The sequence below is a fragment of the Solibacillus faecavium genome (assembly GCF_014836905.1).
Taxonomy (GTDB): Bacteria; Bacillota; Bacilli; order Bacillales_A; family Planococcaceae; genus Solibacillus; species Solibacillus faecavium.
The window spans coordinates 36,939-49,344 of the sequence record NZ_JACSPZ010000001.1; the positions used below are offsets into that span (position 1 = coordinate 36,939).

At 38.5% G+C, this 12,406-nt stretch carries 11 protein-coding genes; all 11 read right to left on the reverse strand.

Going from position 1 to position 12,406, the window contains the following annotated elements; genetic code table 11:
• Positions 1-194 precede the first annotated feature (194 nt).
• Positions 195-545, reverse strand: a complete 351-nt coding sequence (locus H9635_RS00165) for a YpoC family protein (RefSeq protein ID WP_191698121.1) — start codon at positions 543-545, stop codon at positions 195-197.
• Complete coding sequence (nth, locus tag H9635_RS00170) at positions 542-1,201, reverse strand: endonuclease III (RefSeq protein WP_191698122.1); 660 nt, start codon at positions 1,199-1,201, stop codon at positions 542-544. Before nth ends, H9635_RS00165 begins: the two co-directional genes overlap by 4 nt.
• 18 nt (positions 1,202-1,219) lie before the next feature.
• Positions 1,220-1,948, reverse strand: a complete 729-nt coding sequence (locus H9635_RS00175) for a DnaD domain-containing protein (protein WP_191698123.1) — start codon at positions 1,946-1,948, stop codon at positions 1,220-1,222.
• A gap of 85 nt (positions 1,949-2,033) precedes the next feature.
• Positions 2,034-3,329 (reverse strand): asparagine--tRNA ligase, encoded by a 1,296-nt coding sequence (gene asnS, locus H9635_RS00180; protein WP_191698124.1) that lies wholly within the window; start codon positions 3,327-3,329, stop codon positions 2,034-2,036.
• Positions 3,330-3,361: 32 nt separating this feature from the next.
• A complete protein-coding gene (locus H9635_RS00185) occupies positions 3,362-4,555 on the reverse strand; it encodes a pyridoxal phosphate-dependent aminotransferase (RefSeq protein ID WP_191698125.1) in 1,194 nt (397 codons plus the stop codon).
• A 13-nt stretch (positions 4,556-4,568) separates the two neighbouring features.
• The gene (locus H9635_RS00190) at positions 4,569-5,051 is read right to left on the reverse strand and encodes a cell wall elongation regulator TseB-like domain-containing protein (RefSeq protein ID WP_191698126.1); all 483 of its coding nucleotides are present in this window, start codon (positions 5,049-5,051) and stop codon (positions 4,569-4,571) included.
• Positions 5,052-5,148: 97 nt separating this feature from the next.
• Positions 5,149-7,935 (reverse strand): ATP-dependent DNA helicase DinG, encoded by a 2,787-nt coding sequence (dinG, locus tag H9635_RS00195; RefSeq protein ID WP_191698127.1) that lies wholly within the window; start codon positions 7,933-7,935, stop codon positions 5,149-5,151.
• A 561-nt stretch (positions 7,936-8,496) separates the two neighbouring features.
• The gene (locus H9635_RS00200; RefSeq protein WP_191698128.1) at positions 8,497-9,645 is read right to left on the reverse strand and encodes a cation:proton antiporter; all 1,149 of its coding nucleotides are present in this window, start codon (positions 9,643-9,645) and stop codon (positions 8,497-8,499) included.
• Positions 9,646-9,798: 153 nt separating this feature from the next.
• Complete coding sequence (locus H9635_RS00205; protein ID WP_191698129.1) at positions 9,799-10,137, reverse strand: transketolase; 339 nt, start codon at positions 10,135-10,137, stop codon at positions 9,799-9,801.
• Positions 10,138-10,248: 111 nt separating this feature from the next.
• A complete protein-coding gene (gene lpdA, locus H9635_RS00210; protein ID WP_191698130.1) occupies positions 10,249-11,586 on the reverse strand; it encodes a dihydrolipoyl dehydrogenase in 1,338 nt (445 codons plus the stop codon).
• 209 nt (positions 11,587-11,795) lie between these two features.
• Positions 11,796-12,377: a 3D domain-containing protein gene (locus tag H9635_RS00215; protein ID WP_191698131.1), complete on the reverse strand. Its 582-nt coding sequence runs from the start codon at positions 12,375-12,377 to the stop codon at positions 11,796-11,798.
• Positions 12,378-12,406 lie beyond the last annotated feature (29 nt).

Here is a 12,406-nt window from a genome sequence, read left to right on the forward strand (position 1 = left end):
CAATTTAGTTAGCTGGAGCCGTGCCCGGGGAAAGCATCGGTCCTGGAATGGAAATCAACGGTTTTGATTAGTTAACTTTATTTAATAAAAAAGACTGTAGGCAAACCCGAATTTCTTCGAGTTTGTCTACAGTCTGTAAAGAGCTACCCATTATTTCATAATAATAGGTAGCTCTTTATTTCGAGATATTATGTTTATTTTTTCAGTCTTAGTCGGGCACAGCGCTTTTTCGTTTCTTTAAAAAGCTCATCCAGCTGTCTATAGCATGCATATTGACCAGGACGCATTTTAACAAACTGGAGGCGTTCCATGCCATTAATCGGCATAAGCTCATACACATTTTGCTGCGAGAATACTGTATCTTCCGTTATTGAACTAGTCATAAGAAATCCTTCAAAAAGTTCTATCCCTTTTTGCATAAATTGTATAGCCGATCCATCACGACGTTCATGGGCTTTATGAATATCTTCACGTATTACTTCCCACTCTTCATACCAGCGATCGACTATTTCTTTTGAAATAGCTTCTGGATTCACTAATATCATGCCTTCACCAAGCCTTTTTTCAAACGCTTTTGTCCTTCACGACAATCATCCAGCAGTGGACATGTCCCACAGCCCGGATTTTGCGCTTTACAATGATAGCGTCCAAAGAATATGATTTGATGATGAGCGCGGCTCCATCGGTCCATCGGTGTTTTTTTCATTATCATTTCTTCAACTTCCAGCACGCTGTCTTTCCAACGACAAAGACCTAATCGTTTAGAAACTCGCTCTACATGTGTATCAACTGCCAATGCGGGAATATCAAATGCAACGGATAACACAACATTTGCCGTTTTACGTCCGACACCAGGCAATGTAACTAGCTCTTCACGCGTTGCGGGCACTTCACCACCGTATTCATTTAAAAGACGTGCACACAACAATTGAATATTCTTTGCTTTATTTCGATATAGTCCGATCGAGCGAATATCATTTTGAAGTTCCTCTAATGGGACATTTAAATAATCTTGAGGTGTTTTATATTTTTGAAATAATTGTTTCGTCACTTTATTGACGAGCACATCGGTACATTGCGCAGATAATAATGTAGCGATTGTCAGCTCAAATGGATTGTCATGCACTAATTCACAATGTGCATCTGGATACATTCGGTCCATCTCGTCTAAGAAGTGATTCCATTTCACTTTTGTTAACATAGTAAATTAAGCGCCCTCCTATTCTCGCTCCTCTAACCAATTATAAAATGAGACTTTTTTCGATTGCTGAGTTTCCTGTTGTTTTAACGCCTGGGTAGATGATGGTTGCATCGTATTTTTACGGTATTGCTCACTATGCTTTTCAATTTGTGCTAGCGTCTTTATATTACGCTTTTTCCATTCGATTAAAATACGATCAATATAACGCAAATTAACTTTATCTGCGAGTACCGCTTCCTTTAAAGCTGCTTTAATAATTTCCGGACTGTGTTGGTCTAAGTCCATCCACATACCGATCGTTTCAATTTCCATCGGTGAAAGTAAACGACCCAACTCCTGCTCAAACAACTGGAAAATTTTCGCCTCGTCCAATTTATTGGCAGTTGTATGCTGTTGTTGCTCTTTAGATTGCAGTAAATCCAATAGCCGCTCCCATAATGGATAGATGGAATATTTTTCAGTAATTCGTCCGGATTCATCCGTACTTTGGGAAATTTCGACACAGCCTTTTTGCATTAGGCGCTGCAAAATTTGGGAAATGGCCGTTAACTGAAAATTGGTCCTTTGCATTAAATCATTTGGCGTCGGAAAATCGATTCCCTCTTGTTCAAAGCTTAGTAAATGTAGAACAATCAATGCTTCATCATCTTGGATGTTCAACTCGCTATAATGTTTAAAAAATAATTGTGGAATAGTAACTTGTAATTGCTCCGTCCAAACGCGGATTCGATTAAAATTTGTTGCCATTGTTTGAATCCCCCTTTGTTCGCTCGTAACGACAAAACGCCCGGTTATATTCCGGACGCTTTCTCATAGATAAGATATAAATTGTTTATGGATATAAACGGTTTAATAAACGTGGGAATGGAATCGCTTCACGGATATGTTCAGTTCCGGAAATCCATGCTACTGTACGCTCTAAACCTAAGCCGAAGCCTGAGTGAGGTACTGCACCTTGTTTACATAAATCTAAATACCATGCATACGCATCCAATGATAAGTTATGTTCTTCCAAACGGGATTTCATTAACTCATAATCGTAAATACGTTCAGAACCACCGATAATTTCACCATAGCCTTCAGGAGCGATTAAGTCTGCACATAATACGACATCATCACGTTCTGGGTGTGGCTGCATGTAGAATGGTTTAATACCGATTGGGTAGCAAGTGATAAATACTGGTTTGTCAAAATGGTTGGCAATTGCTGTTTCGTGTGGTGCACCGAAATCATCACCCCACTGAATATCATCAAAGCCTTGCTCATGTAAAAACTCAATTGCTTCGTCATATGAAATACGTGGGAATGGCGCTTTCACATTTTCCAATTTCGAAGTATCACGTCCTAGACGCTCTAAATCAAGCTTACAGTTTTTCAGAACAGATTGTACGATATGTGACACGTATTGCTCTTGTACTTCCAAACTTTCATCATGCTCAACAAATGCCATTTCAGGCTCAATCATCCAGAACTCGATTAAGTGACGACGTGTTTTTGACTTTTCTGCACGGAATGTCGGACCGAACGAGAATACTTTTCCTAATGCCATTGCAGCAGCTTCCATATAAAGCTGACCTGATTGAGATAGGAATGCATCTTCATCGAAATATTTCGTATGGAACAGCTCTGACGTTCCTTCTGGTGAAGAACCAGTTAAAATTGGCGGATCCATTTTTGTAAAGCCATTTTCATTAAAGAATTCATATGTTGCACGAATAATTTCATTACGTACTTTCATAATGGCATGCTGCTTACGAGAACGTAACCATAAGTGACGGTTGTCCATTAAAAATTCCGTTCCGTGCTCTTTTGGTGTAATCGGATAGTCATTTGCTGCACTAATAACTTCAATACCTGTAACATTCAATTCTGCACCGAAAGATGAACGTTCATCTGCCTTAACTTCACCAATAATGTACAGTGATGTTTCTTGTGTCATACCCTTCGCTACTGCGAATAGTTCTTCGCCAACTTCCGCTTTCACGACAACCCCTTGTGCAAAGCCTGAGCCATCACGTAATTGTAAGAAAGCTAATTTACCGCTTGAACGTTTGTTTGCTAGCCAAGCACCGATTTTTACTGTTTCGCCAATATTATTTGGCATATCTTTAATCATGATTTTCTTCATAAAGTCCTCCAAAAGTTAAGCTACAGCTGTTTTTAATCTTGCCACTTTGCTTTTACAAAGGCTTCGATTCGACGAACTGCTTCTTCTAATAATTCTAAAGATGTTGCGTAAGATAGACGTATTGTCGCAGGTGATCCAAAGCCTGAACCTGGAATAACTGCAACATTTGCTTCAGTTAATAGTGCCGATACAAAATCGTCCACAGATGCATAGCCTGTTTTTTCTGCTGTTTCCGAAACATCAGGTAATAAGTAAAATGCCCCTTGTGGCTTTAATACTTTTACTCCAGGAATTGCTGCAATTTTTGGGAATATCACTTGTAAACGTGATTCAAAAGCTTGTCTCATCTCTTCTACTGTTTCTTGGGATCCGTTGTATGCTTCAATTGTTGCATATTGGGCTGTTGTCGTTGCATTTGAAGTTGAATGGGAAGCTAAGTCGGTCATCGCCTTAATAATAGACGCATCACCTGCTGCATAACCAATTCGCCAGCCTGTCATAGAATGTGATTTTGCCACACCATTCACAACAATTGTACGTGCCTTAATGGCATCCGAAATTTGTGCAATCGAATAATGCTCTATTCCATTGTAAACAAGCTTTTCATAAATTTCATCTGAAACGATTAAAATATCTTTTTCTTCCGCTACTTTCGCAAGCTCTGCCAACTCTTCCTTCGTATAGATCATGCCAGAAGGATTTGATGGTGAATTAATTATGACCGCTTTTGTTTTTTCTGTAATAGCATCACGCAATTGCTGTGCTGTAATTTTATAGCTTTGCTCCTGAGTTCCTTCTACATAAACAGGAACACCACCAGCCAGCTTCACTTGTTCCGGATAGGAAACCCAATAAGGGATTGGTATGATTACTTCATCCCCTTCATTCAATATAACTTGGAACAATGTATACAGAACGTGTTTAGCTCCAACACCAACAATAATTTCATTAGCTTTATATGTAAGGCTGTTGTCGCGTGCCAGTTTATCGATGATTGCCTTTTTTAATGCCGGTAAGCCTCCAGCTGGCGTATACTTTGTATATCCTGCATCCATCGATTGTTTAGCAGCAATTAAAATATTTTCCGGTGTATTAAAGTCAGGCTCCCCCGCTCCTAAACCGATGACATCAATCCCTTGCTCTTTTAACTCCTTCGCTTTAGCTGTAATGGCCAAAGTTGTTGATGGTGTTAAAGTTTTTACACGATTTGCTAACAATTGTTTCATGTTGCTCTCTCCTCTACAAATTCAATATGCGCTTCCACCATTGTCCGTCTTCAAACAGAAGATAAACATAATTTAAGGTGCCAGATTCACTTTTGTATGTTATTTCCCAAACTGGACCCGGCTCCTCAAATCCTAACTTCATATGAAGAATTTCTTTTGCATCTGTATCATTTTTAAAGACAGACATTGCCTGTTCTTCTGTAATACCATCCGCTAAAAATACTTCTTGCATTGAATTCTCTTCTAAACTCATCGGGACGAATACTGCTTTTTCCTTCCCATACTCATCCACTCCAAATACAGTGACATAGGGCTTATTCCCATTGTATACATAGGAATTCTCAACAACAGCAAGTGCTTTCGTATCCAGCACAAAACTTTCCGCTTTTTCTTTAATTTCATTGAACGGAGCATTGGCTTTCCAAAATACGAACACTGTAATGACAAGTGACAACGATAAAATAAAGACAACCGAAAATAAAATCCAGTTTTTCATGACTGCACCTTGGAATTCGATTTCTTTGTTCGTACATTATATTTACTTGTACGTCGTTTAAAATTTTGTTTCATGATTGTCGACCTGCTTTCCTTCCTCATCGTTTTTCATTATACCAATTTCCCAAGCTTTGTACCATACTGTGAAGTGGCAGTTTTTGTATAGAAACCGGCGGTAATGACTCGATAAATTGCTGTCCGTATGATTTTGTTTCTATACGGCGATCTAAAACAATAAATACCCCTTTGTCATGGCTTGAACGTATTAAGCGGCCAAATCCTTGCTTGAATCGAATAATAGCTTCCGGTAGTGCAAGTTCAGTAAACGAATTACGTCCTTGCTGTGTAATATAATTTGCACGCGCCTTAAATGAAGGGTCTTCCGGTGAAGAAAAAGGCAGTCGTACGACAATTACCGCAGCCAGCCCATCACCTGGAACATCTACACCTTCCCAAAAGCTATTCGTCCCGAATAATACGGAATGATTAAATTTTTGGAACGATTTTAATAAGCGCATCCGGCTGCCTGATGTGACACCTTGAGCAAAAATCATATAATCATTCAATAATTCACTTTCATGAATAAGGTCAACCGTTTTCCGCAACATGTCCTGCGACGTAAATAATACGAAGCATCTGCCATCTGTCATCCGCACAGCATTTGTCACTGCATGCGCTACCTCCTCGATATAGTCGGATTGGGAAACCGCTTGAATATCTGGCATGTCATTTACAATATATACTTCGGCCCCATCATAGTAGCTCGAATCTGCATGTAATTTTTCTATGGAAATAGAAGAATCGATTCCAAGTTGATTTGTAATGAACCGTTCATTGCTTGGTACAGTCAATGTTCCAGATGTCCAAATAATCGCGCTTTTGCTGCGAATTGGATCAAAAAGCTTCCCAATCGTTGCTGTAACATCGATTGGCTTCTTATAAAGCTGTATGCTTCCTGGGACACTTCGTCTATCCAGCTCAAGCCAACATGAATAATTTGAATCGTTTTGAAGAAACACTTCATCCCACTCTGACATTTTTATCATAAGTTCCCCAATAATATACTGCCATTGTTCAATTAAATACTCATGCTCGGGTGCCATCTCGTCTACTCCCGAACTAAATTGCTGTATAAGTGCCCTTGCATCATCAATCCACCGTTGCACGGTTAAAGATACTTTCAAAAAGACTTCGTGCGGCAATTGCAGATCGCTGATAAATAGTTCGATTTTTTGAAGCGGCTTAAACTGTCTGCCGACAACTACCTTGACTTCACGAATTAATGCTGCCATCGCCGTATCAAATGTCTGAACCATATGGATGTATCGCTTCTCCAGCTGGTCGAGCGTTTGAATATTCAGCAATTGTTTTTTTAATGCGACACGGCGAATTTTATAAAATAGCTGTTCATCTTCATTTATTCCAATTTGTCCAAATAAATATTTCCAATTCATGTACGTAAATATTTTTTCATCTTGATTGATTGCTGCCTGGATAAATTGGTGGGCCTCATCAATAATCCAGCCACCTAAAGAATCGAAAATCTGCTCATTGCGGACTAAATCACTTAATAGCATGGCATGGTTCGTTATTATAATATCGGCTTGGCGACTATTTTGAATCGCACGGGAATAAAAGTCGTAAAGCGGCATCGTCGTTTTCGGTAATGTAGTTTTACGTATTTTATCGAGCAGAAGCTGTCCGCCACCTGAAACGTTTAACTCATTTAAATCACCTGTTTCTGTTTTGGCAAGCCAAATAAGTGTTTGTAATAGCGTAAACGTTTGATCGTATGAATCATCGGGTGTTTTCAATTGCTTCTCGAACTTCTCTATATCGATATAATTGCCCATCCCTTTTAAGAGTGCAATTTTAATTGGCTGGTCAAGTGCTTGCTCCAATACGGGAATTTCATTTTGCAGAAGCTGATCTAGCAAATGTGATGTATATGTGCTGATTCCAATTTTTTGCTTCGTTTTCTTGGCATAATAGATGGCTGGTACTAAGTAACCTAACGTTTTCCCAATACCTGTCGAAGCTTCAATGACATGTTCGGCTTTATTATTAAGTGTCTTCCAAATACTATCCATCATCTGAAATTGCTGCGGACGCACTTCGAAATTGGAAATCCCCTTTAATAATAGGGCTAATTTTTCATCTGTTGATTGAGGATATTCCAACTCGTCGTCATATCCTTTTGGGGTCGGTGCCATTTTACGAATCGCAATTTTATTAAAATAAACATGCGCATCATCTGTTAACGTTTTACTACGCTTTATCACAAGCGCATCAAAAAATAGCTGTGCCAAATTTGTTTTTAAACGAAACGAGCGTTTATGCAGCTGTTCCAATGTAACTAATGGCAATGTTAAAAGTTCATGCCAGCAATACTTCAGTAAATAGGCTGTAGCAAGTGCATCATCATCAGCGCGGTGAGCACTTTGTAGAGGAATATTCAAATCACTCGCTAAATCAGCCAATTTATAGCTTAAGGACATTGGAAAAAGAATTTTCGACAGTTCAACCGTATCGATTTTTTTCCCGTACCATTTCGGTAAGCCGGCCCGATTAAATTCTGCCTGCAAAAATGATAAGTCAAAATCCGTATTATGCGCTACAAATACAGCATCCTCCAATAGTTCATAAATATAATCCGCATGTGCTTCAAATGGTAATGCCTCCTTGACATGCTCATCCGTAATATTCGTCAAATCTTGTATAAACAACGGTATCGGTTTCCCGGGATGTATAAAAGTTGAATATTTTTTTGTAATGTTCCAGTCTTGCATAATGACGATGGCAATTTGAATCATGCGATCACCGCTTGCAGGTGAATGACCGGTCGTTTCAATGTCAACGATTGCATATTTTTGACTTTCATTCATTTTCTTCAGCTCACAGTTCAAGTAATATAAGCGCATTTTATCATATTAAAGGTGATGAGGTCATGTAAATGGATAGAAATGCTGTTGGAGCCATATGAAGTGGCATTGTTGCGCTGCTGCTCTAAACCTTTATAGAAACGTTTAAAAAATGCTAATATATTTTGAAATCTTCTAATAAAAATTTATTTGTTCTAAAAAAACGCGATATTCTAAAATATCCGCTAACTGTTCTAACATGCGTAAGCATTTTTCAAATATGTATAACAGGTTTTCAAATATCTGCGTCTCTTATTCTAATATATCCTCAATTGTTCTAATAAATTGAAGCACCTGATGCTAAATTGCGTCTTTAACATAAAAAAACCTAGTACCGTCTCGAGGACAATACTAGGTTAATACGCTATGTAAGGGTGTGCAGGGGCTCATCTCCCTGCACAATTCAAAAGTCTCCCAGCAAATCCGTGCTGTTGGTGGAGTCTTTTGTTGTGAAGACTAAATCTTCACAGAGGTTTTGGCACCTAAATAACAGATTACAATAAAATAGGGACTCATTCAACCTTTTTATTTTATATGATGTGAACGATTGCCGAAAATCCCTTTAAGCATAGGTGGCGTTACTAATGTAGTAATAATAATGACGATTACCATTGGTGTGTAATCCTCAGCCGGTAAAAGGCCGCTTGATAAGCCCATTCCTGCAAGGATTAACGCCACTTCTCCACGGGAAACCATTCCAGCCCCTATGCCTACAGAAGATCTCCAGTTGAACCCTGCCAACTTCGCACCAATACCTGATCCGATAAGTTTTGATAAAATTGCCACGATTGAGAAGATAACTAAAAACCAAATATTTTCTGTAATGCCAACAAACGTTACAGATAATCCGATACTTACGAAGAAAAATGGTACAAAGATACCGCTCGCTATCGGCTCTACTTTATGCTCGACCGCCTCTTTAAATGGCGTACGCCCAATTGCGATTCCGATAAAGAATGCTCCGATAATTGTTGCAATACCGAAGTAATGCTCTCCGACATAAGCTAAAGCAAAACAAGCTATAAGAGCACCAGATAATGTTGCTTCTGTAACACGCAATTTACTGAACGCCTTTATGAATGGCGGAATTACCCATTTCATTACGACAAATAATAAAACAAAGAAGAATACCTTTCCACCGATCAATGCCGGAATAGAAACATCATCACCTACAAGGAAGCTCATGGCTATTGCTATAAGGACAACTACGATAATGTCATCCAGCACAGCAGCCCCTAATAATGCTGAACCTTCTTTACTTTTCAGCCAGCCTATTTCACTTAATGTTTGTACAGAAATACTTACAGATGTCGCTGCCAAAGTTAAACCGATAAAAATAGCCTGCCCTTGCGTTAAGCCAAAAGCAAGAGCTAAAGGATAACTCATGGCGATCGGTAAAATAACTCCGCCGATTGCTACGAAAATAGCACCTTTCATATTTGCATTTAAGTCTTCCAAATCTGTTTCAAGCCCAGCTAGGAACATTAATAGAATGACACCGATTTGGCTAAATGTTTGCATAACTTCACTGTCCGTTATCCATCCAAGCATTGCAGGACCAATAATAATACCGATTAAAATTTTCCCTAATACTGAAGGCTGCCCAAGACGTACGGTAAAATGTCCTGCTATTTTTGTTGCCAACAAAACAATAACAATTTGAAAAATAAACATCATAATCCCCCTATTTCACAAAAAAAGGCATGGGGGTGCCAGTTAACTGACTCCACCATGCCTACTTTATTTACTAGACACTACTTATTTTATAGAAAAGAAATATAAATTGCAACGGGAAAAAAATAATAATCTGAAAATTATTTTAATTCATTAGAAAAAGCCTGGTAATACTTCACGTTGGAAATATTGATTTTTACGTAACCATACATTTAATATTTGCCGATGAGTAAGAAGCTTTCTGCGCGAAACATGTCTTCTTTGCGCCTCTTGCAAGCTTTCGAGCAATATACGCGTTTCTGTTAGGCATTTACCTGGTTCGGTAATAACTTGTAATGTAGGGCTAATCAGCTTATGTTGCTGTAGTAGTGCAAGTACTTTGGCAAAAATTTGCCCCATTGTAATATAATCTTCTTCTATTTTTAAATCAATACATTGATATAATGTTTCTTCAACTTCTTTTTCGACAAGCTCCATTGGCTGTATTTCCATATGTCACCTCTATTAGGTTTGTATATATCTAGTATATAAAAACTAGTAGAAATAACAAAGAAATTGGATTTTAAAAGGATTGAGGGAATATCCCTCTGTTGTTATTGGAAGTTACTTCGCGTGAATGGCTTTGCCGAAAACAGATCTAGCTGCATCCCCAACATGCTCACTTACTGTTGGATGAGGGAAAATCATCCGGGCTAAGTCTTTAACAGATCCACCAAGTACTTTTGCAGCAAGCATGGAATTAATCATTTCAGTCGCGCCATCACCTACAACACATGCCCCGTAAATATCGCCTTCAGGACTGGCGACAAACTTCATAAAGCCTTGTATATTCCCTTCCAACAGCGCTTTAGGGTTGGTCGGTAAATACATTTTCGTCACAATCGAATCTGCCGGTGCTTCATGCTCAAGCATGCCAAATGTGGCAATCTCAGGATGTGTATAGACACACCGCGGTATTTCCTGCTGATTAATCACTTTCGGATGTTTTCCTAAAATGAAGTCCACCGCATGCACACCTTCTGCACTGGCAGAGTGTGCAAGTTGGAAGCCACCTACTAAATCCCCAATGGCGAAAATCCCAGGAATGCTAGTTTCATAATGATTATTTACTTTAATTAAACGACCATCCATTTGCATTTCCAACGCCTCAGCGATTTCAGTATTTGGACGGCGCCCTGTTGCAAATAATAAATTTTCGTAAGTGAAATTTCCGATTGATGTTTGCACATAATCTGCATGTATTTCTTCAAATGTAAAATCCGTAATAAGCTCAATGTCCAACTCGCTCATTTTCTGTTTAATAATTGGTCGGGCATCCGGTTCTTCAGTTTGCAGAATATCTTTACTATGATTGAGTACAGTCACTTTAGTACCCATAGGTGCTAAAGCAAATGCCATTTCAATTGCAATTACACCACCACCGATAATCGTCAGTTGCTTTGGAAGCTCCTGAATGGAAAAGAAAGTATCCGTTGTATAGTAATTTGCAGTTTCAATTCCTTTAAACGGAGGAACAAATGGGCGACTGCCTGTTGCTAAAATTACATTATTGGCCGTGAATGCTTCATCTCCAACTATCACTTTTCGCTCTGCCGTTACGATTGCTTTTCCTCTAAACATTGTAATTTGCGCACTATCAATAAAAGTTTCAATATTTGATAGTAATTCTGCTACAACCTTATCTTTTCGTTGCATTAACTTCGGAAAATCGATATTAATTGTAGGAACAGTAACTCCCCAATCTGTCCCGCGTCGAATTTCCTGCACCAATTTACTATGCTCGAGCATAATTTTCGAAGGAATACAGCCTACGTTATAGCAAGCCCCTCCAACTTTGTCCTTTTCGACAAGTGCTACTTTCAATCCGCTTTTTGCTGCATGAATCGCGGCAACATACCCGCCTGGTCCTGCTCCTATTACAGCTAAATCAAAGTTTTCCATTTAACCACCTCAATTTTCACATTATCATGACAATTTATGGAATGCAACCTAGCCCCTTTACTTTGTATTCATTAATTGGTGATTCTAGTTATTGCACACTACAAAATAGCCAATTAACGTATTTAATCTAAACTATACTTTTACCGTTTTTTTATTCCTAAAAACAAAAAACCAGCAATTAAGTTTAGTAATTACTGATTGTGTGAGGATTATTTCAATATTTTAATTTCAACTTTTTTACGCCCCCAGTTAAGGGCAGTTTTTTTCGTTTTGACAAACACATCAATTTTACTGCCTTTTATCGAGCCGCCAGTATCCCCAGCAACAGCAATACCGTAGCCTTCTACCCAAACTTTAGTTCCAAGTGGGATTATTTTAGGGTCAACTGCAATTAATTTAACATCGGGATTTTTCTTTAAATTGATGCCAGATGCCGTTTTTCCTGAACAGCCTTTGCAAGAAGCTGTGAATGCACTTGCTTCAACAGTCAATGTTTTAACCACTTCAAAATCATCTAGTTTTTCATTTTTTTCTTTCTTTTCTTTAACTTTCTTTTGATTATTTTTAATATGATCAGGTAGCTGTAGGACATAGCCTGTCACCGCTTGCTTTTTGTCTTCAAGCTCGTTTATTTCCAATAATGTATGTACAGACGTATTGTAACGCTCTGCAATTTTATCTAATTCTTCCCCTTTTTTAATTGTATGTGTAGCTGCACTAATGGCATTGGAAAAGAATAAAGATGTAAAAATAATGAAGGCAAAGCTACATAATAGTCTTTTATGAAACATATTAGTCATTTCCCCCTGTATCATTTGTA

Bases quoted from the DNA above. Each gene is read 5' to 3' on its own strand.
- H9635_RS00165 (WP_191698121.1), bottom strand. From the start codon at position 545: ATGATATTAGTGAATCCAGAAGCTATTTCAAAAGAAATAGTCGATCGC.
- nth (WP_191698122.1), bottom strand. From the start codon at position 1,201: ATGTTAACAAAAGTGAAATGGAATCACTTCTTAGACGAGATGGACCGA.
- H9635_RS00175 (WP_191698123.1), bottom strand. From the start codon at position 1,948: ATGGCAACAAATTTTAATCGAATCCGCGTTTGGACGGAGCAATTACAA.
- asnS (WP_191698124.1), bottom strand. From the start codon at position 3,329: ATGAAGAAAATCATGATTAAAGATATGCCAAATAATATTGGCGAAACA.
- H9635_RS00185 (WP_191698125.1), bottom strand. From the start codon at position 4,555: ATGAAACAATTGTTAGCAAATCGTGTAAAAACTTTAACACCATCAACA.
- H9635_RS00190 (WP_191698126.1), bottom strand. From the start codon at position 5,051: ATGAAAAACTGGATTTTATTTTCGGTTGTCTTTATTTTATCGTTGTCA.
- dinG (WP_191698127.1), bottom strand. From the start codon at position 7,935: ATGAATGAAAGTCAAAAATATGCAATCGTTGACATTGAAACGACCGGT.
- H9635_RS00200 (WP_191698128.1), bottom strand. From the start codon at position 9,645: ATGTTTATTTTTCAAATTGTTATTGTTTTGTTGGCAACAAAAATAGCA.
- H9635_RS00205 (WP_191698129.1), bottom strand. From the start codon at position 10,137: ATGGAAATACAGCCAATGGAGCTTGTCGAAAAAGAAGTTGAAGAAACA.
- lpdA (WP_191698130.1), bottom strand. From the start codon at position 11,586: ATGGAAAACTTTGATTTAGCTGTAATAGGAGCAGGACCAGGCGGGTAT.
- H9635_RS00215 (WP_191698131.1), bottom strand. From the start codon at position 12,377: ATGTTTCATAAAAGACTATTATGTAGCTTTGCCTTCATTATTTTTACA.